Here is a 25354-nt window from a genome sequence, read left to right on the forward strand (position 1 = left end):
GCGTCAGTGCGAGCGGACGAGCGCGTTCACACGCTGCTGCCAGTCGCGCAGTTGCCACATCGGGTGGTGCGGGGCGGCGTTCGAGCAGAGGACGACGCCCCACACACCGCGGTCGAGAGCGGTGCGGATGCCGTGTTCCGCCAGCTCGCGCCCGGTCTCGGACTCCTCGAACCCGCCCTGCAGCGGCGTGTAGCCGACCCAGCCCTCGCCGATCACCGCGGGCACACCGTGCCAGCGCGCCCACTCGGCGATCGCGATGACGCGGGACTCGATCTCGCGGTGCATCACCTCGGCGTAGCGCGGGTATTCGTCGTCGAGCCAGGCGTCCCAGGCCGCGGCATCCACCCAGTCGTAGCCGTAGATCATCTGGTCGGTGACGACCGTGGCGCGCAGCTTCCACTCGGCGGGCCGACCGTACTCGGCGGGCGTGGGCGCATCGGCGCGCAGCAGGGCGCCCAGGTCGGCGTTCGGGAAGTCCCCGCTCCCCTCGGAACGGATGTCGATGCGCTTCTGGAGGGCGTCGAGCACCCCGTAGCTGTAGACGTGGCACTGCGCGGCCGAGAGGGTGGCGGGCAGCTGGTGCATCGCCAGGTGCGGCGGCTTGCCGATGCTCGCCGTCACGATCAGGTCGGGATGCCGCTGCTGCAGCCCTTCCAGCGCGGTCGCCCCGCCGTCGGTCACCGCCGGCAGGATCGAGAAGTCGACCTCGTTGTGGATCTCGACGAGGGCGATGAGGTCGCGGGCGCCCTGTTCGTCGACCCACGCGAGCATCCCGTCCCACGCCTCCGCGAGCACCCGGTAGCGGTCCTCCAACGGCACGGCCTCGACGGCCTCGAACCACCGGGGTGACGCGGCGAACGCGCAGGACTGCTGGTACTCCCAGCTCGAGAGGATCAGCACGAGGCCGTGCCGCCGCGCGGCGGCGAACAGTGCGGCGAGGTGTGCGCGCACGTCGATCGCGTAGCCGCCCGGGGTGTCGTACCAGCGCGTGCGCTGCCCGTAGTACCCGCCGGATGCCGCGGCTCCGAGCCCCTCGATCGTGAGGTCCCGGGAGAGGTCGTCGAGGCCCAGGTCGCCGAACAGCAGCAAGGGAGCGGCGCAGATGCGGATCGCGTTGTAGCCGAGCGACGCGGCGTCGGCGCACGCGGCATCAAGGTCGGCGTACACATCTCCCTCGCCCGCGCGGGTGTACCAGGAGAAGTCCCACAGCGTGATCGTGAGACGGTCGGGGAGGTGTGCGGGCACGGGTCCTGTCGGCCCGTACGGGGTCTCGGGGAGGTTGCCCGACCCCAGGTAGCGATCGGTCATGCGTTCATCCTCTCGTTCGCGATGGTGCGACCGGTCGCGGCCAGGTCGCGCAGCGCGGCGGCCTGCGTCCGGCGACGGTCGGCGGTGTCGAGATCGAACACCAGGAGCTCCGGCAGCGAGGTCGCGAAGTAGTCGACCTCGTCGGGTGCGGCCTCGATCTGTGCGGCACGCGCATCGAGCGCATCCCAGATCGCCTCGGCGGCGGCGGTCTCGCCCAGACGTGCGAGGGCGACGCCGATCCAGAACGTCGCTTCGTCGGCGGGACGCGGAGCGACCGCGAGCGGCGTCGCCGCACATGCCCGCTCCCAGGCGGCGCGGGCAGCCGCGTCGTCGCCCGCGAGGCGGTGCGCGTCGCCGAGGGCCACGAGTCGTTCGGCCTGAGGGACCGCGGGATGCCGCCCCTCGCCGAGATTCGCGGGAGCGTCGATCCCCGCCTCGAGCAGGACGACGGCGGCATCCCCACGGCCCGCGGCGCAGAAGCGTCGCGCCATGAGGCAGGCCGCGCGGTCGTAGGCGGCCAACACGATTCCCTCGCCGCCTTCGAACGGACGGAACACGCGCGTCGTCAGGATCCGCCACGCGTCGTCGACGCGGTCGGCGTCGAGCAGAAGTCCGACATGGGTGACCGCGAGGTCGTCGCGGGCGTCGAGTGCGGCGGGGTGGCGTTCCATGAGCGCGAGGCGGGCGGAGGCATCCGTTTCCGTCAACTGCGCGAGCAGGTCGCGTTCGAGGACGAGACGCGGGTCGGGGCGGTGGGCGAGCGCGGTCTCGTAGAGGTCGGCTGCCCGGGCGGGGTCGCCGCCGGTGCGGACCGTCGCGAGGGCGAGGTTGCGCAGCAGGACCGGGTCGTCGCAGCCCAGGTCCCGCGCGCGCTGGAAAGCCGCGTGGGCGTCGTCGTCGCGCCCGGCGTCGAGCAGCCAGGCGCCGAGCATCGCCGCGGCGGCGGAGGACCCGGCCGCGGTGCCGGCGACGAGGGCATCGAGCTGGTCGAGCCCTGCGGGGAAGGCGCCGCCGAGGTCGAGGAGGTCGGCGGCGGCGCGCTCGGTCGCGGCCAGATCGGGGCGCCCGGCGGCATCCGCCCAGGCGGCGCGGAGGATCAGGCGGACCGGCTCGAGGTTGCCGAACCCGGCGTCGCCGGTCGCCTCGCGCTCGGTCGCGGCGAGGGCTTCGTCGAGCGCGCCGGCGCGGGCGAACTCGGCGCCGGCGTCGAGCGCGGCGCGCGGGTCCGACGGTGCGGAGCCCGTGAGGCAGGCGGTGATCGGGTCGAGGGGGTCTGCCGCGATCAGGGCATCGAGTGCAGCGTCGTCGTCGCGCCCGAGCCGGCGCAGCGCGAGTACGCGGAGGCGCCGGGCCTCGGCGATCGACCCGGCGGCGTCTGCCCGTCGAAGGGCGTCGGCCGGTCGACCGTCCGCCAGGGCGAGACGGGCGCGAGCGAGGGACGCCGGTGCCGCCCACACCGCGTTCCACGCCGCGCGCGCGAACCGCCGGTCGGCGTCGGCGCGCTCGCCGAGACGCTCGAGCGCGAGCCCGAGCAGGTAGTGCGCCTCGCCGTCACGGGGGTTGAGGTTGCGTCGGGTCTCGCGGGCGACCGCCGCCTCGAGGTGATCGCGCGCCGCGGCGTACTCGCCCCGTGCGAGGTGCCACGAACCGAGCATCGTGCGCGCGCGGGCGTCGTCCGGATCACGCCGGAGTGCTTCGTGAAGGTAGGGGAGGGGCGACCGGGAGGGATGCCGGTACTGCACGAGATGCGTCGCGGTGAGCAGCAGCTCGTCGGTGCCCGCGATGCGCTCGGCCGGCTCGGGTGCGGTGGCGACCCAGGGCTCGATCGGCTCCGTGTCGCGCCGGACCCATCGGACGAGGGTGGCGTCGCCCGCGACCAGCGCCACCGCGACTGCCGTCCCGTCGACCTCGACAACGGCGGGGGAGTCGGGTCCGACGGCGACCTGGAACATCTCCCTTCTGTCGTCGACCTCGACCTCGAGGTGTGCCGCTTCGTGCGCGCGCGTCGTGATCACACCGATGCGCGATCGGCCGCCCTCGCTGGTGACCGAGACCGCGGCATCCGTCGTCGCCTGCCGGACCGGTCCGATCGCGTGGATCGGGAACCAGTGCTGCGAGAACGTCTTCGTCTCGCCGGGGACGAGCCAGGCGAAGTCGGGCTGGTTGTCGGTGTAGACGCCGGCCATGAGTTCGACGTAGGGGCCGTCGGTGTCGGTCAGCTGGTCGTCCCACGCGCGTCCGATCGGCCCGTCGCCCCATGTCCACTGCTTCTTGCCCGGTGAGATCGCGGGGTCGGCCCAGTGCACGAAGCCCGCATCGGCGGCGTGGTCGTAGCCGCCGAAGAACCCGTCGTTGGTGTCGGTGATCATGTACGACGTCGGAACCGGGATGTTGCTGTAGACGTCGATGCGGTCGGCGTCGGTGTGCTCGGTGGCGAGCGCGGGGTAGTCGACGCCGTAGTACGGCCGGTCCGCTCGGGGGAACGCGGTGATCGCGCGGCGGGCGTGGTCGGCGACGTAGCTCACGTCGTCGGGGAAGAACGACTGGTACCGCTCGTGCGATCGGGCGGCGACGTTCGCCCACCACAGGAAGGTCTGCGGCACGTCGGTGCGGTTGTGCAGACGCACGTCGAGCTCGATGAGCGACGATCCCGGGCGCAGCCGTACGCCGTGGAGGCCCCGCATCCGCTGGAGCGGGTCGAGGTCGCTGTGCCAGACGATGGCCGCACCGTCGTCCTCGCGTTCGATGCGGCTGTCGACGGGCAGGAACGTCGCCGGCCGGTGATGCTGCGGCCAGTTGAACTCGACGCCGCCCGAGATCCACGGGCCGGCGAGGCCGACGAGCGCCGGTTTGATGACGTTGTTCCGGTAGAAGAAGTCGTAGCCGGCGACCTTGTCGTAGCCGATGTGGATGCGTCCGCCGAGCTCGGGCAGCAGCATCAGCCGGACGTAGGCGTTCTCGAGGTGGATCGCCCGCCACGTGCGGGGCCGCTTCTGGTGCGAGATCGACTCGATCATCGGCAGCGGATAGACCCGCCCGCTCGAGCCCTGGTAGACGCGCCGGTCGAGGAACGCCGGGTACGGGTCGGGGTCGCCGGGCTCGTAGGTGTCGATCGTGACGTCCTCGCTCCAGCATGCGACCCCACCGACGTCGAGCAGCGCCTGCTGGTCGGCGGGGGCGTCGGGGAGCAGGATGCGGCTGGGCATGGGGCGAATCTAAGCGCGGTGGCGAGCTCGGGCCATGGGTTCGCGTGCGGTCGGCATGGACGATTCGACGATGCGGTGCGGCAGGATGAAGGGATGCAGCGCGCGGACGGGTTCGAGCGGCAGCGGCTGAGCGTCGTGCCGCGTCCCGTCGTCGAGGCAGCCCTCGCCAAGCCGGTGACCCGGCGGATGGTGGTGACGGATGCCGGGTACTTCCCACGCGCGGCGGGCCACGGCAGGTTCCGGCCGACCGGGACGCCCGAGACCATCGTGATCGTGTGCGTGTCGGGGGCCGGGTGGGTCGAAGCGGGTGGTCAGCGAACGCGCGTCGGGTCGGCGACGGCGATCGTCATCCCTGGCGATGTGCCCCATTCCTACGGAGCGGATGCCGCGGATCCCTGGACGATCTGGTGGTGTCACGTGCGCGGCTCGGACGTGCCGGAGCTGGTCGAGGTGGTTGGGGTATCGATCGACCGGGTGGTGCTACCGCTGCGCGCTGTCGACCGGGCGACCGCCCTGCTCGACGAAATCTCGACCTCGCTGGCGCGAGACACGACGCCCGCGAGGATGGTCGCGGCATCCGGGATGGCGTGGCGGTTGTTCACACAGCTCGCCGTCGATCGGCTACTACCGGAGCACGGGACGCCCGTCGAGCGGGCGCTGCGCTACCTTGAGGAGCGCATCGACGGCACGGTGCACGTGGGAGAGCTCGCGGCGATGGTCGGGGTGTCGCCCTCGCACCTCGCCGCCCTGTTCCGCGATGCGACCGGCGGCGGGGTCATCGCGCACCACCTCGCACTGAAGATGGCGCATGCCCGGCACCTGCTCGATACGACCGACCTGCCAGTCGCGGAGGTCGCGCGCCGCGTCGGCATGGACGATGCGTTCTACTTCTCGCGCAGGTTCCGCGTCGCCCACGGAGTGTCCCCGACGGCGTACCGCGGGCAGGGGAAGGGGTGATCGGTCCAATTTCGCGAGCGCAGTCGTCGTCTGAGCAGGCCGCCGATGCTAGTGGGTGCCGTCGAGAATGAGTCGGGTTGCTTCATCCGCTGCGTCCCATTGAGGGAAGTGGCCGCAGCGGTCGAACCAGTGCAGTACGGCGTCGGGGAACAGTTCTGTGGCTCGAGAGGCCTGACGGGGTACCGTCACCAGATCACGCCGCCCCCACCCGATCGTGACCCGGCCAGGTACCGAACCGGCCGGGGCGCCCTGTTGCTTGGGTCCTTTTGTGAGGGCGTTCATGGCGGCCCCGGTCGACGGCGAATCGGCCAGTCCGCGCACGTCCGGCAGTACGGTCTCGGGCGAGAGGGCCCACGGCCGCGCCGACAACTGCGCCAGCAGCAGAGTCCGTCCGACGGGGTTGCCCAGCAGGGCCGGCAACGCGCCTCGCAGCGCTCTGACCAGAGTGATCGAGGGCCGCAACGTGGCGCCGAAGACGACGAGCTCGCGGTGACTCCAGAAGCCGCCCGGGTCCAACGCCACAGTGTCGCCGCCGACCCCCCGCCGCGCGAGCTCGAGCACGATTCGGCCGCCCATTGACTGACCTGCGGTCGAGACCCCGCCCAGCCCCTGCTCGCGGATGAAGTCCGCGACAGAGTCGGCCAACGTGGCGATCGAGACCTCAGCGGCCAAGGGCGGAGTCTCACCGAACCCGGGTAGGTCGACAGCGATGACCTCACGGTGTTCCGCCAGGCGGTCGAGGATCGGGGTCCAAGACCGCCACCCTGCGCCCAGGCCGTGTACGAGCAGCAGGGGGCTGCCGTTCCCGCGTCGGATATGGTTCAGCGTCACCCACGCAACGCTATCCCGCGCGGGTCTAGGGAGGGCCGGATCGCCAGAAGCAGCCATCGCCCCTGCGTGGGCGTGCGTTCGATCCGCATCCGCGTTTCCATGGTCGCGAGTTCGGCCCGCTTCGGAGAGTCCTGTCCACGGTGGCAGCGAGGGCGACCGTTGCCGACGACATGCCTGGACGATCCGACGGCCTCGCCGCGCCACGTCGGCTCGCGCTCCTAGGCTCGGACCCGTCCCCGCCCCCGTTGGAGTCTCGATGACGCGCGTCCACGCCCTCACCGTCCACCCGCCCGCCACGACCGAGCTCGCGGGCATCCGCCCATCGGCGGGTGATGACTCCGGCGTCGAGGTGACGGTCCAGTCCGTCCGGCAGGGCGGCATCCCGATCTTCCCGATCACCGGCGAGATCCACTACTCCCGAATCCCTTGCGGGGAGTGGATGCCGGTGCTCACCGCCGCCCGCGCCGGCGGCCTCACCCACGTGTCGACCTACGTCCTCTGGAACCACCACGAGCCGGAGCGCGGACGGCCGGACTTCACCGGCGGACTCGACGTGCGCGCCTTCCTTGAGACAGCGCGCGACGCCGGTCTCGGGCTCATCCTGCGGATCGGCCCGTACGCCCACGCCGAGGCGCGGCACGGCGGTCTGCCGGACTGGCTCGCCGACTCGGGGCTGCCGCTGCGCACCAACGACCCGGCCTACCTGGCCGAGGTCGAGCGGTGGTACGCCGAGCTCGCGCGGCAGGTCGGCGGCATCCCCCTGTTCTCGATCCAGGTAGACAACGAGCTCTACGACGGCGCCGATCACCTCACCCGGCTGCGCGAGATGGCGGAGGGGCTCGGGCTGCGCGCGCCGATCTGGACGGCGACCGGATGGGGCGGAGCCCAGCTGCCGGACGGATTCCTGCCGGTCTACGGCGGATACCCCGAGTCGTTCTGGGTCGACGCCGACGTCGAGCCCGACCTGCGCAGCCACGCGAACTTCTACCCGTCGCCGCGGCGCGACGACGACTCGATCGGCGCCGACCACCGCGCCGGCGAGCCCGTCGCCGAAGCGGTGCGGTCGCCGCATCCGTTCACGACCTGCGAGCTCGGGTCGGGTATGACCTCGGCGTACCACCGCCGTCTCGACGTGCCGGCCGCTGATGTCGCGGCCCTCGCGATGGCCAAGCTCGCCTCGGGCAGCGTCTGGCAGGGGTACTACATGTACGCCGACGGCCGGAATCCGCGCCGCGGGCTGCAGGAGTCGCACGCCGCGGCCGGACCGAACGACTTTCCCGAGATCGCCTACGACTTCGGTGCGCCGGTCCAGGTCGACGGCGCGACGCGGCCGAGCTGGGCGGCGCTCCGCCGGCAGCACCTCATGCTCGCGCGGTGGGGTGCGGCGCTCGCCGCCATGCCCGCCTTCTTCGCCGAGGACGCCGTCGACTCGCCCGACCTCACCGGGCTGCGCTGGTCGGTCCGCTCGGACGGGCGACGCGGATTCGTGTTCGTCGTGAACCGGCATCCTGGAATCGGCCTCCCTCGACATGAAGGCGTGCGGTTCGAGGTCGGCGACGCCGCGTTCCCCGAGGTCGACATCCCCTCGGGCGCCGTGTTCGCCTGGCCGTTCGGGATGCCGCTCGGCGACGCCACCGTGCACTGGCTCACTGCGCAACCGGCGACCGAGGTGCTGTGGCGGGGAGCGCCGCTGCTGGTCGCGGCGGCGACCAACGGCATCCCGCCCCAGCTCTCGGCCGACGCTGACGTGGCGGAGGTCGGTGCGGACCGCGGACGGATGTGGGAGCTGTCGCGCGAGGGCGGAGTTCTCGCGCGGGTGCTCGTGCTCGATGAGGCGGATGCCGACGCGATCGCGGTCGCCGACGGGCGGCTCGTCTGGGCGCCCGGCGCGGTCGTGACCGACGACGGTGAGGTCACGTTCGCGGGCGGTGCGGCGGCGTCCCCACGTCTCGAGGTGCTCGACGACGGCGGGTGGGTGGCAGTCGAGGTCGAGCCTGGACATGCCGCGGAGGTCGCGGTGACGCTCGAACGGTCCGCCGGGGCGACCCCGTCCGGTGCCGAGCGGGGCGGTCGCGCGTCGATTCCGGCGGAGTGGGATGCCGCCGCGATCGTGACGCTCGCGGTCGATCCGGCCGACGAGCGCACGGTGCGCCTGGAGTGGATCGGCGATGTCGCCCGCGCGTGGGCCGACGACCGACTCGTCTCGGATGCCCTGTGGACCGGTCGCCCCTGGCGCATCCCGGCCGACCTTCGCGGCGACGCGACCGAGCTGCGGATCGAGATCCTGCCCGGGCCGCCGTCCGCACGTGTGCGCTTCCCCGGCCAGGCGCCCGTCGGGGCGGGGATCACGCGCGCGGAGCTCGAGCCGCGCGCGAGCGTGCGTATCTGACGCGTTCCTCGACAGCGCTGTCTGGTGCCGAAAGCGCCATGGCAGCCCGGTCTATAGGGGGCGCTCTGGGCACGAGGGGGCGCTCTCGCGCGTGTGCGGCGCGGGCCGGTGCAGGATCGCGCGCGGGAGCCCCAGTATCGAGCGCGCGGGTAGCGTCGCGAGACTCAGTCGCGAGAGCGCCGCCTGTTGCCGAGAGCGCTGCAGGATGCCGGGCACGTCAGGGTGCTCTCGGCACAACGGGACGCTCTCGCGGGCTGAGTCACACCCTCAGCGCGCGGACACCACCGCGTTGTCGATCGCATCGAGGTCGACGCCGGGGCGTGAGACGGCGTTCGTGAGCAGAACCCACGCGATCCCCGCGCCGGGGTGCACCCAGAACTCGGTGCCGGCCCAGCCGCCGTGGCCGTAGACGTCCTGGTCGATCAGGCCGGGCGCACGTGAGCGGAGGTTCCACGTGAACCCCCAGTCCTGCCCGCGCTCGGCGATGTACGGCTCGAGCCGCGGGATGTCGTTCGTCAGCGGTCGCCGCATCATCGCCAGCGTCGCCGGCTGCAGGATGCCGCCGGTCGCCCCTCCTTCGATCCGCAGCAGCTCCGAGCCCAGCCGCAGCAGGTCCTCGGCGCGGCCGACGAGTCCAGCACCCGGATGCCGCAGCGCGGCGAACCGGGCCATGTCGACGCCCGACGCCGCAGCGTCGACCACCTCGACCGAGCCGGCGTGGTCGAGGCTGAGCCCGTCGGCGCCGATCTCGCCGGCCCACTGGGCGACGGCATCCGCCCAGTCGTGCCCGGTCGCGTGCTCGATGAGCGCCGCGATCCCCTCGAACGCGAGCGACGAGTAGCGCGAGGCGCTGCCCGCGGCGAAGTCCCGACCGCGGGTGACGAGCTCCTCACGCAGCGGCGTCACGGGGTCGAGCGGCGGCTCGGCGATGCCGGCGGTGTGCGAGGCGAGGTGACGCAGCAGCACCACGTCGTCGCGCCCCGCGCCGAACTCCGGCACAGCATCCCGAAGCGGCGTCTCGGTCGTCAGCAGCCCGCGCTCGATCGCCCGCGCCGCGGCGATCCCCAGCAGGGGCTTCGTGATCGAGAAGAGCGGGTACCGATCGGATGCCGCGGCCCCGAAGCCCTCGAGCGCAACCGTCCCCTCGGCCGTGGCCACACCGAGCACGGCCGACGGCAGCCGGCCGGCATCGACGTGCCCGCGGACGAGGTCGAACGCCGCGCTCATGCGGACGGCACCTGCAGCACGCCATTGCGGCGGTGCGGCAGCCGAGCGAGCGATGCATCGCGGAGCGCCTCAGGCAGCAGCGCGTCGGGCGCATCCTGGAACGCGACCGGCCGCAGGAACCGGCGGATCGCCGTCGCGCCGACGGAGGTGTGGAGCGACGTTGTCGCGGGCCACGGCCCGCCGTGCTGCTGCGACCAGGTCACGGCGACGCCGGTCGGCCAGCCCGCGAACAGGACGCGTCCGGCGCGCAGCTGCAGCAGCTCGAGCACCTCGGCGACGTCCTCGCCCGTCTCGCTGTGCAGGGTGGCGGTGAGGCTTCCCGGCACGGCGCGCAGGGCCCGCAGCAGCTCGGCGTGGTCGCTGTAGCGGACGAGCAGCGTGACCGGTCCGAACACCTCGGCGATCAGCGTCTCGGGGCGCTCGGCGACCGCCGCGGCATCCGTCGTCAACACCACGGGGCGGGCGCCGTCGGGCGTCTCGGCGCCCTGGGCGAGCACCTCGACCGACGGGTCGGCCTCGAGGTCGCGGATGCCGTCGGGGAACGCGGTCGTGATGCGCTCGGTCAGCAGCGGTCCACCGGCAGCGCCGGCGACGGCGTCGGCGACGAGCTGCTCGATGCCGGCATCCCGAGGGATGAAGACGACGCCCGGCTTCGTGCAGAACTGGCCGGCGCCGAGGGTGAACGAGCCGACGAGTCCGGTCGCGAGCGCCTCACCGCGCGCGGCGGCCGCGCCGGTCGTGACGACGACGGGGTTCACGCTGCCGAGCTCGCCGTAGAACGGGATCGGGTCGGGCCGCCCGTTCGCGAGGTCGAACAGCGCGCGACCGCCCGAGAGCGACCCGGTGAACCCGGCCGCCTGGATGACGGGGTGCTGCACGAGCGCGTTCCCGGCCTCGCGGCCCTCGATGAGGGCGAGCGATCCGTCGGGCGCGCCCGCGGCGCGAAGCGCCTCGATCGCGATCGCGGCGGTGCGCTCCGATAGCTCGGGGTGGCCGGAGTGCGCCTTCACGATGACGGGGTTGCCCGCCGCCCACGCCGAGGCGGTGTCGCCGCCGCAGACCGAGAAGGCGAACGGGAAGTTGGATGCCGAGAACACGGCGACCGGGCCGACGCCGACCAGCAGGCGACGCAGCTCCGGGCGGGGCGGGGTGGCCGCGGCATCCGCGTCGTCGACCGTCAGCTCGAGGTAAGAACCCTCGCGGACGACCGCGGCGAACAGACGCAGCTGACCGGTCGTGCGACCGACCTCGCCGCGCAGGCGCACGGCGCCGAGGCGCGTCTCGCGGTCGGCGATCGCAACGAGCTCGTCGGCGTTCGCGTCGAGCGCGTCGGCGACGGCGCTCAGCCAGCGGGCGCGATCGTCGGCGGACGACGTGCGCCAGATCGGCGCGGCGGCCGCCGCGGCGTCGGTGAGGCGGGTGAGCTCTTCGGGTGACGTGGTCATCACAGTCCTTCCGGGTGGGTGAAGCGCAGTCCGAGACCCTCGTGGGGCACCTCGGTCAGGGTCCCGTCGACGATGGCGACGGGGGAGGGGGTCTCGAGCGCACCGAGGGCGCCGAACGCGGCGTCTTCGATGTCCTCGACGAGGACCTCCTGGGGCAGGACCAGCGCGAGCTGGCCCGACAGTTCGGGCAACAGGTGGGGGTGTAGGTCTATGCCCGCAGCGTGCGCGTCGCCGGCGATCTCGAGGAACGGGGTGATCCCGCCGACGCGGACGATGTTCGGCTGCACGACCTGCGCGGCGCCCGAGCGCACGAAGTCGTCGAAGCGGTAGCGGGTGTGCACGTTCTCGCCGAGGGCGATCGGTACTCCCGATCCGCCCCGCAGGCGCCTCGCGAGCTCGATGTGCCCGGCGAGGTCGTCGGCGCGCAGCGGCTCTTCGATCCAGGCGATATCGGATGCCGCGAGTGCCTCGACGGCGGTCGTCGCCCGGTCGAGGTCCCACCGCTGGTTCGCGTCGATCATGAGTTGCCGGTCCGTTCCGATGACGTCACGCACCGCCGCGACGCGCGCGACGTCGCGGGCGAGATCGGGGCTGCCGACCTTCATCTTCACGGCGTCGAAGCCGGCATCGACCCAGCGCCGCGCCTGGGCGAGCAGGTCGTCGAGCTCGTAGTGCAGGTTGATGCCGCTGCCGTAGGAGCGCACCGATTCGCGACGGCGACCGATCGAGGTCGACACCGAGAGGCCGGCGGCGCGGGCCGCGGCATCCCACAGCGCGAGGTCGAGACCCGCGATCGCGATCGTCGTGAGGCCGCCGCCACCTGCCTCGTGCAGGTGACGCCACAGCTCGGGCCAGACCTCCGCCGGCTCGGCCGAGCGGCCGACGGCGAAGGCGGGGATGTCGTGCTGCAGCAGCGCGAGAACCGCCTCGGAGCCGATCTGCGGAGTCCACGAGAAGCCCCACCCCTCGGCGCCGTCCGACCGCACGACGTGGGTCGCGATGACGCCGACCGACGTGACGTCGGCGGCCCACGGGCGCGTCAGCGGCACCCGGATCAGCCGGGCGCCGAACGAGGCGATCGTGGTCACAGCAGTGCGCGGCCCGCGGCGAGGATCTCGGACAGTCGGGCTTCTTGCGCCGGGCTCGGGTCGACGAGCGGCGCGCGGACCGAGCCCACGGGCAGGCCCTCGAGGCGGAGGCCCGCCTTGATGAGCGAGACGCCGAAGCCCGGGGTCTCATCGCGGAGTGCGACGAGCGGAGCGTAGAAGCCGTCGAGGATCGCCAGGCGACGCGCCTCGTCACCGTCGATGTACGCGCGGTAGTACGCGTTCGCCACCTCGGGGATCATTGCGAAGGCCGCCGACGAGTACAGCGGAACGCCGATCCCGCGGTACGCGCCCTGCGTCAGCTCCGCGGTGAGCAGGCCGTTGAAGAACGCGAAGTCCTCACGCCCGGCATCCGCGACGGCGCGCACGATCAGCTGGGTCGCGCCGATGTCGCCGACACCGTCCTTGAAGCCGACGACCTTCGGGTTCGCCGCGAGGGTGCGGATCGACTCGGCAGTGAACGCCGCGGACGCGCGGTGGTAGACGATGACGGGCAGATCGGATGCCGCGGCGATCGCCTCGACGTAGGCGATGAGCCCGCGCTGGGGAGCGCCCACGAGGTACGGCGGCAGGACGAGCAGGCCGTCGGCGCCGGCATCGGCGGCGGAGCGCGCGACCTCGACGGCGTGGCCGAGCGGGCCGCCGGCTCCGGCGATGACGGGGACGCGACCGGCGACCGCGTCGACCGCCGTCCGGACCACGAGCGCCGATTCGGCGGCGGACAGGGCGTGGAACTCGCCCGTGCCACACGCGGGGAAGACGCCGCCGGCACCGGCATCCACACCTTTCGAGACGTGCTGCGTCAGGAGGTCGGTGTCGACGCGGTCGGCTGAGTCGAAGGGCGTGACGGGGAAGAAGAGGATGCCGTCGAAGTTCATACCGGCACGTCCTTTCGGTCGAGGGTGGGCGACGGTGCGGTGAGTTCGGTGCGCCAGGAGTGCTGCGGGTGCCAGCCGAGCACGCGCGCCGCCTTCGCGTTCGAGAAGGCGGGGGTGGTGCCGGTGAGGCCGCTCGCGAGGTCGTCCGTGCCGGGCACGAAGCGCGGCAGGAGGTCGGCGAGCGGGGCGTCGGCCAGTGCATCGTCGGCGCCGACGAAGAACACCTCGGCGTTCGGGATGTCGGGGAGCGCGCCGAGCAGCAGGTCGGTGAACGACGCGACGTCGCGGGCGTCGACGTAGTTGAAGAGGGCGGGTGCCGACAGCGCGGGATCGGCGATCCGCTCGGCGACCGTGTGACCCTGCTGGGTCGGGGCACCGAGCCACTCCTCGGGCGCGATGACGTAGCAGGGGCGGAACGTCGCGTAGCGGACGTCGTCGCCCGTGCGCCGGTGCAGCATCGACACGGTCTGCTCGATCATGAGCTTCGACAGCGCGTACGCGTTCCACGGCCGCGGCGTCGACTCTTCGTCGAGGGGCAGCGAGTCGGGCAGCCAGCCCGACGGATTGCCGTAGCCGAGGACAGTGGGGCTGGATGCCGCCACGATGCGTCCGATGCCGGCATCCACCGCTCCGCCGAGGACGGAGACCGCGAGGCCGGTGTTCGTCCTCATGATCACGTCTTCGGGGGCGCTGAAGGGCACGGCGATTGCGGCGAGGTGCACGAGGGAGTCGGCCCTCGCCCGCACGAGCGTTTCGGCGGTCGAGGCCGCGTCGAGGAGGTCGATCGAGATCTGCTCGACGCCGTCGATGCGGAGGTCGTCGGCCGGTGCGCGATCGAGCGAGACGACCTCGTGACCGAATTCGGCGAGCCCCGCGACGAGGTTGCGGCCGAGCCTGCCGGAGCCGCCGGTGACGACGACGCGACTCATCGGGTGGCCCTGGGTGTCTGAACGCCTGCGGTCTGATCGCGGAGGATCGCGACGCCGAGGTCGGCGACCTGCACGGGCATGCCCGTTTCGAGCGAGCGGTTGCCGGCGATGCCGACGGCGATCGATCGGACGCCGTCGGTCCAGTCGGCCGGGCGGCCCAGAGGGTCGTTCACCGGCCCCGCGAAGACGTCGGCCAGCAGGAGCGCGTCGCCGCCGCCGTGAGCGGACTCGCCCGAGACGATCGGAACCTCGATGGCTTCCTCCCAGTGGCGCTGCACCAGCAGACGCTCGCCCATGGGGCGGAGGCTCGAGTGGGCGGCATCCTGCACGGCGCTCGGGTCGACCACCGGGTGCAGGCCGTCGCCGACGAGGACGGCGCCCCGCTCGACCACTTCGAGCTCGGCGCGGCCCTCGGTGCCGTTGATCGCGACGCGGTAGCCCTCCCAGGGGGCATGCGCGTTCAGGGAGTACGACAGGGTCGCGCCGTCCGAGTAGTCGACGACGAGGGCGAGGTTGTCCTCGATCGTGATGCCGGGACCGAACACGTCGCGGTCGCGGACGTAGCCGTCGTGCTGCTCGGCGTCGAGATACAGCGCGCGCAGGCGCTCGTCGCCGCGGAGGTCGAGCTCGAACGGGTCGCGGTCCCCGTCGTGAGTGCCGCGGTCGGGGCGGTCGCCGAGGCCGCGGGCGGCGGCGTTCTCGGCGCCGTAGAAGCGGAGGGCGCCCGAGGCGAAGACGCGGCGGGGACGCTGCCCGATCCACCAGTTGACGAGGTCGAAGTGGTGGCTCGACTTGTGGACGAGGAGGCCGCCGGAGTGCTCCTTCTCGCGGTGCCAGCGGCGGAAGTAGTCCGCGCCGTGCTGGGTGTCGAGCATCCAGGCGAAGTCGATGGAGGTGACGCGACCGATCCGGCCCTCGGCGATGACCTGGCGGAGGGCGGTGTTGCGCGGCGCGTACCGGTAGTTGAAGGTCAGGACGACCGATCGCCCCGTGCGCTCGGCGGCCGCCTCGATCGCGGCGGCGCTGGCCGCGTCGATGGTGAGGGGCTTCTCGACGACGACGTCGGCCCCGGCATCCATCGATCGGACGATCAGCTCGGCGTGCAGGTCGTCCCGCGCGGTCACGATGACCCGCTCGATGCGCTCGGCGCGGATCATCTCCTCGAGCTGGTCGGGCTGCCAGGTGCTCGGAGCGGCGAGGCCGTGGTCGACGAGGCGGTCGACGTAGAACTGTGCGCGGGTCGGGTTCGGCTCGCAGATCGCGACGAGGTCGGCGCGGTCGCGGTAGTCGTCGGCGATGGCGTCCACGTACATCTGTGCGCGGTGGCCTGCGCCGACGAGGGCGTACCGGGTGGTCATGGCTCTCCTTCGTGCCGGACTCCTCCGAGCCGGGAAACAAGCTCAGGAAACGTTTTCTCAGACGGTAGCACGGATGCCACCGGCTCCGCGAGGAATGTTCTCGAGCGGAAGTGGATCGTTTCAGTCGCGCGATTCAGCGCGTGGGCGCGGCAGTCGTTCCGCGGAGGATGACCTCGGGGACGACGGTGTGCGTGGCGTCGGGCGTCTCGCCCTGCAGCAGGGCGCGGAGTGCTCGCCAGGCGAGGGCGCCGAGCTCCGCCGTCGGGACGGCGGCGGTCGTCAGCCCGGGGGAGGTGTAGCGCGCGAAGGGGATGTCGTCGAAGCCCGCGATCGACAGATCTCCAGGCACGGTCAGACCGCGCTCGGTGGCGGCGCTGAGGAGGCCCATGGCGGACAGGTCGTTGAAGGCGAGGACGGCGGTCGCGCCCGAGTCGAGGACGGCGTCGAGCGAGTCGGCTCCGGCCGCGAAGTCGACACCCGCCGGGATCTCGAAGATCTCGCACCCGTCGAGGGTCGCGCGGGCGTCATCGAGTGCGGCGAGTCGCTGCGCGTTCGAGGCGCTTCGCTTGGCGCCGGCGAGGTAGGCGATGCGGCGGTGCCCGAGACCGTAGAGGTGATCGATGACCTCGCGGAGCGGGGTGCGGTAGTCGGCCGCGACGCTGGGGGCGTCGCCGGCGCGGTTCACGAGCACGACGGGCGCCACCTCGGCGAGGACCTCGGCGAGGGCGGCATCCGACATGCGGGGAGCGCAGAGCACGAGACCGTCGGAACGGCGGCGGGACTCGAGGGCGAGCAGGCGCTCCTGGTCTTCGTGCTCATCGGAGTCGGCGACGAGCACGTGGTAGCCGTCTGCGACGGCGGCGCGACTGAGGCCGCGGAGCATGCCCTGGAACGTCGGGTTCGAGAGGTCGGGCACGACGACCGAGATCGTCTGGGTCTTGCCGAGGACGAGGCTGCGGGCGAGCGGGTTGGCGGAGTAGCCGAGTTCGGCGGCCGACGTGCGGACCCGTTCGGCGAGGGCCGGATCGACGGTCGCGTTGCCGTTCATCACGCGGGAGACGGTGGCCAGCGAGACGCCGGCGTGCTTGGCCACGTCGGTGATCGTGGTCTGCTTCTGCCCTGCCATCGGCTCCCCCTCGCGCCTTCCGGCGTGCGCCGTGCGTGCGCCAGTCTGGCCATACTATGCGAGGAAACGTTTTATGACGGGAGACGACGATGTCCGGATCTGCTGCTGACCGAGCCGCGAAACGTGAGCGGATGGCTGGTGTGCGGCGGGATGCCGAGGGTCGCCCACTCGTGCTCTCGTCGCACGAAGCGCTCGCCTGGTACCTCGAGGGCGCCCGCACGCATGTCTCCCTCGCCGGCCCGCCGGTGTTGGCGGTTCGCGTCGACGATGACGGCGACACCCTGTTCGTCAGTGCGAACGAAGCCGAGAGGCTGATCGCCGAGGAGCTGCTGCCCGAGGATGCCGACCGCGTCGTCCGTGTGCCGTGGCACCAGCCCGTGCTCGAGGCCGCAGGTGCCGGTCTCGCCGAGGTCGATGTCACAGCCGCGCTGCGCGCCGCGCGCGCATCGCTGCTTCCCGCCGAGGCCGATCGGTACCGCGCGCTCGGGCGCGAGACGGCGGAGGTGCTGACGGCGGTCGCCCGCGGACTGAGTGCGTCTTCGACCGAGCGCTCGGCCGCGGCTGCGCTCGCCGAGGGGCTCGTGGCGCGGGGCATCGATCCGCTCGTGATCCTGGTCGCGGGGGAGGAGCGGCTGCCGCACCGGCATCCGCTCCCCACCGACGGGGCGCTCGGGCGTCGGGCGATGCTCGTCGTCTGCGGGCGGCGGCACGGCCTGATCGCCAACGCGACCCGGTGGGTCGGCGAGGCAGGGGTCGACGATGACCGCATCCTCGAGGTCGAGGCGGCGTTCTTCGCCGCCACCCGTCCGGGCGCCCGGTTGAACGACGTCTTCGCCGCTGGGACCGCCGGGTACGCGGCATCCGGGTTCGACGCGGACGAGTGGACGAAGCACCACCAAGGCGGACCGACCGGGTACGCCGGGCGCGACCCCCGCGCGACCACGCTGACGACGGATGCCGTGGTCTCGTCGCACGCGTTCGCGTGGAACCCGAGCGCCCCGGGCGCGAAGGTCGAGGACACCGTGCTCGTGACCGAGTCGGGTATCGAGGTGCTGACGGTCGACCCGGCGTGGCCGACCGTGGAGTTCGCCGGAGTGCAGCGCCCCGTGGCGCGCGCGTTCGGCTGACGCGGCGCGCTCGGATTCGGAGACGTCTATGGCGTTGATCCTGCATTCCCGCACGGGCGCCCGCATCGTGGACGGGTCTCCACCCTCGACACGGCGCAGGGGTCCATCGATATCTCCGCCTTCGGCGGCTCGGCTGCGCTGCGCGAGCTGCACGTGGCGGAGAACCTGCCGCTGCGAGGCGTCCCGGCCGTGCTGGCGGGCGCACCCCACGCGACCGTGCATGTCGCTCGTGATTTCCATGACGCACCCGACGGAGCGGAGCGGGTCCATCGCATCGCGGTCCCGATCAAGAAGCCCCGCGCCACGCGCTGACGTGAGGGCCCGCTCGAGATGAATGAACTCTCATTCTCGGGATGTGGATAGGGGTCGTTTTCGGCTGATTCTGCCGGGGACGATGTCGGAGGTCGGTGGCAGAGTGCAGGTATGACGGAAGCGATGGAAACCCCCGGTGGCGAGGCATATATCGCTGCCATCGCGGGGATCGTCGAGGACGTCGAGACGGTGGGTCGGCAGATCGCTGCGGGGCAGATCGCGGAGCTTCGCGTGCTCGCCGCGGCGGGACGGTTGGCGGAGGCGCAGAGCGCTCACGCGGACGCGAACGTCCTCCTGCACGACATGGCACTGAGGTCGATCGCTGCAGAAGTCGCCGGGGCAATGCGGATGACCGACCGGACGGTGCAACGCCGGATCGGTGAAGCACGGGTGACCATCGAGGGATTCCCGGCCGCGGTCGCCGCGTGGGAAGCGGGGCGGATCGTCCGCGGACACGTCTCGGCGATCGTGGATGCCGGGGTGAACCTGCCCGCCGAGTTGTGGGCGGAGTTCGAGAAGGTCGCGATCGAACGGTGCGAACGAGACATCCCGAACCGGGTGCGGGGTGAGTTGGAGATCCTCGCGCACCGGATGCACCCGCGATCCTTCGCGGAGAGGCACGAAGAGGCGGCCGCGGGACGTTGCGTCCGGTTGGTCGCCGGCCGGGATGGGATGAGCGACCTGATCGCGACCCTCCCCACCGTGATCGCCGAGGGGATCCACGATCGACTCACCCAACAGGCGCGCGCGATCATCGACACGCGAGGCGAGCGTGCGGCGACCTCCGATGTGATCGCGACCGATGGCCGCTCGACGGACCAGGTCCGGGCTGACGTGTTCTCAGACCTGCTCCTCGCGGGCATCCCGGCGTTGGACGACACCCGGGACACCGCGGCTGGGCCGCTGGGCGCGATCCGCGCACGCGTGCAAGTGCTGATCCCCGCCGCGACACTCACCGGTGCAGATGACGGGCCATGCGATCTCTCGGGGCGCTCACCGATCGACCCGGTCACCGCTCGCACGCTCGCCGGTGAAACCGGAGTCTGGGAGCGTCTGCTGCACGACCCCGTCACCGGGGTCACCGTCGCGACGGACTCGTACCGTGTCCCGTCGGGGATGCGCAGGTTCCTGCAAGCTCGGGATCAGCACTGCCGGTTCCCCGGATGCCGGGTCGCCGCCATCCGCTGCGAAGTAGACCACACGCATGATCACGCGCTCGGCGGCAAGACAGAACTCTCGAACCTGGCCCACTTGTGCCAGAGACACCATTCGATGAAGCAGTTCACGGCCTGGAAAGTCCGACAACTCCAGGGTGGTGTCCTCGAATGGACCTCACCCCTCGGCAGGACCTACAGAGAAGACGCACCCACTCCGGCCGTCGCCTTCACCTCTGCCACCGCAAACCCCGGAGACCCGGCGCCCTTCTGATCCGGGCCTCCGGCGGTCAGGTCGGCGCGTCAGCTCCGCGCCCGCGCGTCAGTGCTTCAGCTCCGCCCCGTCACGCGGCTGCGCGCCGGCGCGCCATGAGGGCTCCGACACCGACCGCGATCGCGACGACGCCGGCGAGCCCGAGCCAGAAGACGTCCGGGGCGAAGAGGTTGCCCGCGGTGCCCTCCCGGTCGACGCGGTCCATTTGCGCGTAGAGGTTCACCTGCGCGAGCACGACGATCGCGAGGCCGCCCAGGATGAGGGCAGTGCCGACGGTGAGACGCATCAGGATCTCCTCCGGAACGTGGCTGATGCTCCTCGCCGTACGACCATCTCGGTCACGCCGTGAAGGTCGACCCCTTCGCCGGCTGATCGCCGTCGCGCCGCTCGATCGCCCGCAGGCTCTTCGCCACGAACCGCGCGATGCGACGCGCGCCCTCCACGCGGAAGTGCGTGTCGTCGACGAGGCCGTCCGGCCACGCGGCGGTCTCGCCCGGCGCGTAGTGCGACAGCAGACGAGCGGATGCCTCGTCCCCCAGGTCCTCGTAGAGCCAGGTCGTGAACGCCGTGAGGTCGATGAGGTCGACGCCTTCGCCCGCGGCGAGGTCGCGGACGGCATTGGGGTAGTCGCCGTGCGTGGGCGTGACACGATCGCCGTCGAACCAGCGGCGCTCGCACGAGGTGCACAGCACCGGGCGGGCACCCCTGTCGCGCACGTCCGCCACCATCCGCCGCAGCCGATCGGTGTACCCGCCGCGCGAGGCGAGCAGCTCGGGCTGCTTCTGGTCGTTGTGCCCGAACTGGATCACCACCGTGTCACCGTCGGCCACCCCCGCCAGCAGCTCGTCCCACGCGCCGGCCTCGAGGAACGATTCGGTCGTCGCGCCACCGAACGCATGGTTGCGCACCGTTGCCTCGGTGAACTCCGAGAGGCATTCACCCCAGCCCGCCATCGGTTCCTCACCCGCCCTCATAGGTGCGACGGTCGAGTCTCCTGCCAGGTGATAGGTCATCCGCATCCTCCGAAGGTCCGGGACATGGCGATGCGGCGGCCGGGTGATCCCGACCGCCGCATCCGTCTGTCAGCTCGCGGCGAGTGCCGTCTCCACCTGCGAGATGAGCTCCTTCGCGGCATCCGCGGGAGTCGTCTTGTCGAAGGTGACGTCGTCGAGCAGCTTCGTGATGATCGGCCCGAGCTGCGAGGTCGGCAGCGCGATCGGGTTCTGCGGCGTGCCACCGGCCTTCGACAGGCGGTCGATGAAGGCCACCTGCTCCTTCTCGGAGTCGGTCAGATCGGGCGTGATGGCCTCGAGCACGGTCGGGTCGGCGGGGATGCCGAGGGTCAGCTTGTTGAGCGGACCGGCCTGCTCGCTGTTCAGCAGGAAGTCGATCAGCTTCGCAGCCTCCTTCGGGTGCTTCGACTTCGAGTAGACCGCGTACTGCACGGTCGGCTGGATGACGAGACCCACCTTGCCGGCGCTGTCACCGGGGACATTGAGGATCTTCAGCTCCTGACCGGCTGCGCCCGCGTAGATGCTGATGAAGTTCAGCGGCGCGAACGTCATGCCGACCTTGCCCTGACCCATGAGGCTCTGCTCGAGGGAGGCCGACGCGTCCTCGGCCGCCGTCGAGGCATCCGGCGACCCGCCGGAGTCCTGCAGGTCCTTCGAGAACTCGAAGAACTTCTCGGCTGTGGCTTCGCTGACGCCGAACGTGCCGTCCGCGGTGTAGAGGTCCTCGCCGTTCTGGCGGGCGAACGCCATGAGCGACTGGTCGTTCGAGATGGCCGACGAGCCGTACGTGCCCTTGCCGGCCTTGTCGGAGATCTCCTTGGCGATCGAGATGTAGTCGTCCCACGTCCAGGTCGTGTCGTCGGGGATCGCGACGCCCGCCTTCTCGAAGACGGCCGGGTTGACGATGATGCCGCGCGAGCCGACACCCGTCGGCAGGGCGTAGAGCTTGCCGTCGATGATCCCGGCGTCGAGCGAGCCCGCCTGGAACTTCGACTGGTCGATGTCACCCGTGATGTCGGCGATCGCGTTCTTGCTCTTGTACAGCGGCAGCGCGTCGTACGTGATCTGCAGCGCGTCGGGTGCGCCGCCGCCGGCGACCTGGGTCGCGAGCTTGTCGTAGTACCCGTTGTACTCGCTCGGCTCACCCTCGACCTTGATGTTCGGGTTCGCCTTCTCGAACAGCTTGATCTGCTCGGCCTTGATGGCGTTCAGCTCATCGCTGCCCCACCAGGCGAAGCGGAGGGTGATCTGCTCGTCGCCGTTTCCGGCTCCGGATCCACCGCCGCAACCGGTCAGCGTGACGGCCAGCGCCACGCCGGCAGCGGCGAAGGCGAGGAGGCGTCGGTTCTTCATGGGGTTCCTCTCAGACGGTGCGGCGGCGGAGGGCGCGCAGCAGGACAGGGGTGATCCGAGCGGAGCGGAGGACCGATCCACCGGCGGCCGTACGTTCGTGTCGGGTCGGGCCGGAGGTGATCGGGGTCATGCCGCTCCTTCGCGGATCAAACGTTTTCTCAGCTGTGAGAAAACGCTTACTGACGGACGGTAGCGCCGGGGTCGCGATGTTGTCAACGATCGGTGTGTCTCGCTTGGGTCACGCCGTCAGTGTCGCGGCGAAGAATGCGCGTGCCTCGTCCTGCATCGCGGGACTCGAGACGTGACCGTCGTCGAAGAACGTCCCGCGGTAGCCCGGCGTCCCCGCCAGGGCTCGGTCCGCGTCGCGCATCCCCTCGATCGGGAACAGCGGATCCTGCGCCCCGTACTGCACGAGGAGTTCGCGCGGAGACGCGGATGCCGCGATCTCGGGGAGGTCTCCCGCCGCCCGGATGCCGGGGCTGTGCAGCAGCCACGAGTGCGTGTCGATCTCGCGCGGGACGAGCGAAGCGAAGGTCGCCATCATGCACGTCACGACGGTCGCCCGCACCCGGTCGTCGAGGGCGCGCAGCAACACGGCGCGCCCGCCGCCGCCCGACAGCCCGAACGTGCCGAGCCTCTCGGCATCCACCTCGTCGAGACCGGCGAGCACGTCGAGGGCGGCGACGTCCTCGGTCATCACGGCACCCGCGAGCGACGTGCCGAGCATGCCCGCGGCCTTCGCGAGGGAATCCTCGTGCAACGACGCGACGGCATCGAACCGCTCGGCCTCGGTCGGGGTCACGCCCTCCTCGCGCCAGAGCGCCTCGCGACCTGCAATCAGTCCCGCGAGACGGGGTGTCGGGTGCGAGAGGTCGAACGCCCTGCTGCCCCACGAGAACGTGTCGTGGGCGAGGACGACGAAGCCGTCGCGCGCCAGGTCGTTCGCGGGAGCGAGCCCGCCGTAGACGTTCTCGCGCAGACGGGATGCCGACGGGTGGGGCGCCTGGTCCGTTTCGAGCAGCTGCTCCGCGCCGACCGAACGGACGCCACCGTGGCAGTGCAGGCCGAGCAGTCCGGGAAGGCCGCGACGATCGTCGTCGGGACGCAGCACCCAGGCGCGGGTGCGGGGGCCGTATGGCAGCTGCCAGGAGAGCTCGCGGCCGTGCACGCCGCCTGACCGCCACTCGCGCTCGACGCGGACGTCGCCGGCGACGGCGCGGCGGACGCCGAGGATCGAGGCGAGGATGCGGCGCGTCCCGGATCCGCTCGTCGGCACCTGCTCGCGTTCCAGGAAGGCCGGCCAGTCGGGGTACCCGGCGATCGGGCCGAGGTCCGGCATCTGCTCGTCGACACGGGCTGAATCGGCCATGGCGGCTCCTCGTCTTCGGGGACCGCTTGTGCGCTCCGCTCGATAGTGTATCGTCACAGAAAGCGCTTTCTGAGCGTGTCGTCGGCGGTCGCAGAAGACCGTCGAAAGTGTCGAGGAGGACCCGGATGAGCGCGATCAGCGAGCTGTCCCAGATACGCCGCCCGCGCGGCAAACGAGGCGCGCGCGAGCGCCCCAAGGACACGAAGGCCGCCCTGGTCTTCCTGGCCCCGTGGCTCCTCGGGCTGATCCTCGTCACGGTGCTGCCCATCATGGCGTCGCTGTACCTGTCGTTCACGAAGTACGACCTGTTCAACGCCCCCGAGTGGATCGGGTTCGACAACTACGTGCGCATGTCGCAGGATCCTCGACTCGGGGCATCCCTCGGTGTGACCTTCGTCTACGTGCTCGTCGGCGTCCCGCTCGCCATGGCCGCTGCCCTCGGCGTCGCCCTGCTGCTCGACAAGGGACTGCGCGGACTCGCGTTCTACCGGTCGATGTTCTACCTGCCGTCGCTGCTCGGCTCCTCGGTCGCCGTCGCGATCCTGTGGAAGCAGATCTTCGGCGTCGACGGCATCGTGAACCAGTTCCTCGCCGTCTTCGGCATCGAGGGCCCGGGCTGGATCTCGAACCCCGACACCGCGCTGTCGACCATCATCCTGCTGAGTGTGTGGGGCTTCGGCGCCCCGATGGTCATCTTCCTCGCGGGCCTCCGGCAGATCCCGGTCATGTACTACGAAGCCGCATCCGTCGACGGGGCCGGCCCCGCGCGCCAGTTCTTCTCGATCACGCTGCCGCTGCTGAGCCCGATCGTCTTCTTCAACCTCGTGCTGTCGATGATCGGCGCGTTCCAGGCCTTCACGCAGGCCTTCATCATCTCGGGTGGATCCGGCGGACCGTCGGACTCGACCCTCTTCTACACGCTGTACCTCTACCAGAAGGGGTTCACGGCGTTCGACATGGGCTACGCCTCGGCCATGGCCTGGCTGCTGGTCGCCATCATCGCGGGCTTCACTGCCGTGAACTTCGCTCTCTCCAAGCTGTGGGTGTTCTATGACGACTGAACTGATCACGACCCGCGACCGTCGCTTCGCCCAGGAGCGTCAGCGCATCCGACGGCGGCAGAGCGCGGGTCTCGGCGGACGCTCGAAGGTGAGCGTCGTCGCCCGTCACGTCTTCCTCATCGCGACGTCCGCGCTGATGCTCTATCCGCTCCTGTGGATGGTCGTCAGCTCGCTGCGACCCAACGACGAGATCTTCCGCCTGCCGGGCCTCTGGCCGCTGTCGTTCGAGGTGTCGAACTACACCGAGGGATGGAACGCCCTCTCGCCCTCGTTCGGCACGTACCTGTGGAACTCGATCGTCGTGGTCGCCGGCTCCATCGTCGGCAACCTGATCTCGTGCTCCATGGCGGCGTACGCGTTCGCTCGTCTGAACTTCCACTTCAAGCGCACGATGTTCGCGATCATGCTCGTGACGATCATGCTCCCCGTGCACATCGTGATCGTGCCGCAGTACATCATGTTCAGCCAGCTCGGCATGGTGAACACGTTCTGGCCGCTCATCCTGCCGAAGGCGCTCGCGACCGACGCGTTCTTCATCTTCCTGATGGTGCAGTTCATCCGCGGCATCCCTCGCGACCTCGACGAGGCCGCCCGGATCGACGGCGCCGGACACGCGCGCATCTTCCTGCAGATCCTGCTGCCGATGATGACGCCGGCCCTCGCGACGACGGCGATCTTCACCTTCGTCTGGGTGTGGAACGACTTCTTCGGAGCCCTCATCTACCTGAACAACCCCGACCTTTTCACGGTGCCGCTCGCGCTCCGGCAGTTCATGTCGGCGCAGGGAGCGTCGAACTTCGGCGGGATGTTCGCGATGTCGGTCGTGTCCCTCGTGCCGGTGTTCCTGGCCTTCCTGTTCGGTCAGCGCTTCCTCATCCGAGGCATCGCCACCACCGGCATCAAGTAAGCCCCCACGCGAAGGCGGCGACCC

Annotated in this window: 20 protein-coding genes; 6 read left to right on the plus strand and 14 right to left on the minus strand. The window is 71.2% G+C overall.

Annotated elements, in window-relative coordinates; genetic code table 11:
• Positions 1-3: 3 nt before the first annotated feature.
• Both AC4NN1_RS11465 and AC4NN1_RS11470 read right to left on the minus strand, forming a co-directional pair.
• Entirely contained in the window at positions 4-1308 is a 1305-nt protein-coding gene (locus AC4NN1_RS11465; RefSeq protein ID WP_491955382.1) for a cellulase-like family protein, read from the minus strand.
• Positions 1305-4514: a DUF5107 domain-containing protein gene (locus tag AC4NN1_RS11470; protein ID WP_491955383.1), complete on the minus strand. Its 3210-nt coding sequence runs from the start codon at positions 4512-4514 to the stop codon at positions 1305-1307. Before AC4NN1_RS11470 ends, AC4NN1_RS11465 begins: the two co-directional genes overlap by 4 nt.
• Before the next feature lie 93 nt (positions 4515-4607).
• Here AC4NN1_RS11470 and AC4NN1_RS11475 point away from each other — a divergent pair, with 93 nt between their 5' ends.
• Entirely contained in the window at positions 4608-5471 is an 864-nt protein-coding gene (locus tag AC4NN1_RS11475; RefSeq protein WP_491955384.1) for a helix-turn-helix domain-containing protein, read from the plus strand.
• Positions 5472-5519: 48 nt separating this feature from the next.
• Here AC4NN1_RS11475 and AC4NN1_RS11480 read toward each other — a convergent pair whose 3' ends face one another.
• Positions 5520-6302: an alpha/beta fold hydrolase gene (locus tag AC4NN1_RS11480; protein WP_491955385.1), complete on the minus strand. Its 783-nt coding sequence runs from the start codon at positions 6300-6302 to the stop codon at positions 5520-5522.
• A gap of 256 nt (positions 6303-6558) precedes the next feature.
• Here AC4NN1_RS11480 and AC4NN1_RS11485 point away from each other — a divergent pair, with 256 nt between their 5' ends.
• Positions 6559-8691 (plus strand): beta-galactosidase, encoded by a 2133-nt coding sequence (locus tag AC4NN1_RS11485; protein ID WP_491955386.1) that lies wholly within the window; start codon positions 6559-6561, stop codon positions 8689-8691.
• 267 nt (positions 8692-8958) lie between these two features.
• Here AC4NN1_RS11485 and AC4NN1_RS11490 read toward each other — a convergent pair whose 3' ends face one another.
• The 7 genes from AC4NN1_RS11490 to AC4NN1_RS11520 form a co-directional block, all read right to left on the minus strand.
• Positions 8959-9918, minus strand: a complete 960-nt coding sequence (locus AC4NN1_RS11490) for a serine hydrolase domain-containing protein (protein ID WP_491955387.1) — start codon at positions 9916-9918, stop codon at positions 8959-8961.
• Positions 9915-11363 carry an aldehyde dehydrogenase (NADP(+)) gene (locus AC4NN1_RS11495; protein ID WP_491955388.1) on the minus strand — a complete coding sequence of 483 codons (1449 nt, stop codon included), beginning with the start codon at positions 11361-11363 and terminating at the stop codon, positions 9915-9917. The genes AC4NN1_RS11490 and AC4NN1_RS11495 overlap by 4 nt, the downstream gene beginning before the upstream one ends.
• Positions 11363-12451 (minus strand): mandelate racemase/muconate lactonizing enzyme family protein, encoded by a 1089-nt coding sequence (locus AC4NN1_RS11500; RefSeq protein ID WP_491955389.1) that lies wholly within the window; start codon positions 12449-12451, stop codon positions 11363-11365. Before AC4NN1_RS11500 ends, AC4NN1_RS11495 begins: the two co-directional genes overlap by 1 nt.
• Positions 12448-13347 (minus strand): 5-dehydro-4-deoxyglucarate dehydratase, encoded by a 900-nt coding sequence (locus tag AC4NN1_RS11505; protein ID WP_491955390.1) that lies wholly within the window; start codon positions 13345-13347, stop codon positions 12448-12450. Before AC4NN1_RS11505 ends, AC4NN1_RS11500 begins: the two co-directional genes overlap by 4 nt.
• Positions 13344-14276, minus strand: a complete 933-nt coding sequence (locus AC4NN1_RS11510) for an NAD-dependent epimerase/dehydratase family protein (protein ID WP_491955391.1) — start codon at positions 14274-14276, stop codon at positions 13344-13346. Before AC4NN1_RS11510 ends, AC4NN1_RS11505 begins: the two co-directional genes overlap by 4 nt.
• Positions 14273-15634 carry a Gfo/Idh/MocA family protein gene (locus tag AC4NN1_RS11515; protein WP_491955392.1) on the minus strand — a complete coding sequence of 454 codons (1362 nt, stop codon included), beginning with the start codon at positions 15632-15634 and terminating at the stop codon, positions 14273-14275. The genes AC4NN1_RS11510 and AC4NN1_RS11515 overlap by 4 nt, the downstream gene beginning before the upstream one ends.
• Positions 15635-15767: 133 nt before the next feature.
• Positions 15768-16760, minus strand: a complete 993-nt coding sequence (locus AC4NN1_RS11520; protein WP_311868116.1) for a LacI family DNA-binding transcriptional regulator — start codon at positions 16758-16760, stop codon at positions 15768-15770.
• A gap of 170 nt (positions 16761-16930) precedes the next feature.
• Between AC4NN1_RS11520 and AC4NN1_RS11525 the strand changes: the two genes are divergently transcribed.
• Together AC4NN1_RS11525 and AC4NN1_RS11530 are read left to right on the plus strand one after the other, a co-directional pair.
• The gene (locus AC4NN1_RS11525) at positions 16931-17887 is read left to right on the plus strand and encodes a M24 family metallopeptidase (protein WP_491955527.1); all 957 of its coding nucleotides are present in this window, start codon (positions 16931-16933) and stop codon (positions 17885-17887) included.
• 423 nt (positions 17888-18310) lie between these two features.
• Entirely contained in the window at positions 18311-19627 is a 1317-nt protein-coding gene (locus AC4NN1_RS11530) for an HNH endonuclease signature motif containing protein (protein WP_336124952.1), read from the plus strand.
• Between the two features lie 70 nt (positions 19628-19697).
• Here AC4NN1_RS11530 and AC4NN1_RS11535 read toward each other — a convergent pair whose 3' ends face one another.
• From AC4NN1_RS11535 to AC4NN1_RS11550, 4 genes are all read right to left on the minus strand, one after another.
• Positions 19698-19913 carry a hypothetical protein gene (locus AC4NN1_RS11535; RefSeq protein WP_018187521.1) on the minus strand — a complete coding sequence of 72 codons (216 nt, stop codon included), beginning with the start codon at positions 19911-19913 and terminating at the stop codon, positions 19698-19700.
• A 52-nt stretch (positions 19914-19965) separates the two neighbouring features.
• Complete coding sequence (locus AC4NN1_RS11540) at positions 19966-20640, minus strand: rhamnogalacturonan acetylesterase (RefSeq protein ID WP_491955393.1); 675 nt, start codon at positions 20638-20640, stop codon at positions 19966-19968.
• A 69-nt stretch (positions 20641-20709) separates the two neighbouring features.
• Positions 20710-21993 (minus strand): ABC transporter substrate-binding protein, encoded by a 1284-nt coding sequence (locus tag AC4NN1_RS11545; protein ID WP_311858084.1) that lies wholly within the window; start codon positions 21991-21993, stop codon positions 20710-20712.
• A gap of 238 nt (positions 21994-22231) precedes the next feature.
• Positions 22232-23362 (minus strand): acetylxylan esterase, encoded by a 1131-nt coding sequence (locus AC4NN1_RS11550; protein ID WP_491955394.1) that lies wholly within the window; start codon positions 23360-23362, stop codon positions 22232-22234.
• A gap of 125 nt (positions 23363-23487) precedes the next feature.
• Here AC4NN1_RS11550 and AC4NN1_RS11555 point away from each other — a divergent pair, with 125 nt between their 5' ends.
• Together AC4NN1_RS11555 and AC4NN1_RS11560 are read left to right on the plus strand one after the other, a co-directional pair.
• Positions 23488-24423 (plus strand): carbohydrate ABC transporter permease, encoded by a 936-nt coding sequence (locus tag AC4NN1_RS11555; RefSeq protein WP_018187516.1) that lies wholly within the window; start codon positions 23488-23490, stop codon positions 24421-24423.
• Positions 24413-25330 (plus strand): carbohydrate ABC transporter permease, encoded by a 918-nt coding sequence (locus AC4NN1_RS11560; RefSeq protein ID WP_018187515.1) that lies wholly within the window; start codon positions 24413-24415, stop codon positions 25328-25330. Before AC4NN1_RS11555 ends, AC4NN1_RS11560 begins: the two co-directional genes overlap by 11 nt.
• Positions 25331-25354 lie beyond the last annotated feature (24 nt).

This window comes from Microbacterium sp. MDV22-iso44, assembly GCF_058629135.1.

Excerpts from the sequence above, each read along its gene's own strand:
- AC4NN1_RS11515 (WP_491955392.1), bottom strand. The coding sequence starts at position 15,634 with ATGACCACCCGGTACGCCCTCGTCGGCGCAGGCCACCGCGCACAGATG.
- AC4NN1_RS11540 (WP_491955393.1), bottom strand. The coding sequence starts at position 20,640 with ATGACCTATCACCTGGCAGGAGACTCGACCGTCGCACCTATGAGGGCG.
- AC4NN1_RS11470 (WP_491955383.1), bottom strand. The coding sequence starts at position 4,514 with ATGCCCAGCCGCATCCTGCTCCCCGACGCCCCCGCCGACCAGCAGGCG.
- AC4NN1_RS11555 (WP_018187516.1), top strand. The coding sequence starts at position 23,488 with ATGAGCGCGATCAGCGAGCTGTCCCAGATACGCCGCCCGCGCGGCAAA.
- AC4NN1_RS11535 (WP_018187521.1), bottom strand. The coding sequence starts at position 19,913 with ATGCGTCTCACCGTCGGCACTGCCCTCATCCTGGGCGGCCTCGCGATC.
- AC4NN1_RS11490 (WP_491955387.1), bottom strand. The coding sequence starts at position 9,918 with ATGAGCGCGGCGTTCGACCTCGTCCGCGGGCACGTCGATGCCGGCCGG.
- AC4NN1_RS11495 (WP_491955388.1), bottom strand. The coding sequence starts at position 11,363 with ATGACCACGTCACCCGAAGAGCTCACCCGCCTCACCGACGCCGCGGCG.
- AC4NN1_RS11545 (WP_311858084.1), bottom strand. The coding sequence starts at position 21,993 with ATGAAGAACCGACGCCTCCTCGCCTTCGCCGCTGCCGGCGTGGCGCTG.
- AC4NN1_RS11510 (WP_491955391.1), bottom strand. The coding sequence starts at position 14,276 with ATGAGTCGCGTCGTCGTCACCGGCGGCTCCGGCAGGCTCGGCCGCAAC.
- AC4NN1_RS11550 (WP_491955394.1), bottom strand. The coding sequence starts at position 23,362 with ATGGCCGATTCAGCCCGTGTCGACGAGCAGATGCCGGACCTCGGCCCG.
- AC4NN1_RS11560 (WP_018187515.1), top strand. The coding sequence starts at position 24,413 with ATGACGACTGAACTGATCACGACCCGCGACCGTCGCTTCGCCCAGGAG.
- AC4NN1_RS11485 (WP_491955386.1), top strand. The coding sequence starts at position 6,559 with ATGACGCGCGTCCACGCCCTCACCGTCCACCCGCCCGCCACGACCGAG.
- AC4NN1_RS11520 (WP_311868116.1), bottom strand. The coding sequence starts at position 16,760 with ATGGCAGGGCAGAAGCAGACCACGATCACCGACGTGGCCAAGCACGCC.
- AC4NN1_RS11475 (WP_491955384.1), top strand. The coding sequence starts at position 4,608 with ATGCAGCGCGCGGACGGGTTCGAGCGGCAGCGGCTGAGCGTCGTGCCG.
- AC4NN1_RS11465 (WP_491955382.1), bottom strand. The coding sequence starts at position 1,308 with ATGACCGATCGCTACCTGGGGTCGGGCAACCTCCCCGAGACCCCGTAC.
- AC4NN1_RS11505 (WP_491955390.1), bottom strand. The coding sequence starts at position 13,347 with ATGAACTTCGACGGCATCCTCTTCTTCCCCGTCACGCCCTTCGACTCA.
- AC4NN1_RS11530 (WP_336124952.1), top strand. The coding sequence starts at position 18,311 with ATGACGGAAGCGATGGAAACCCCCGGTGGCGAGGCATATATCGCTGCC.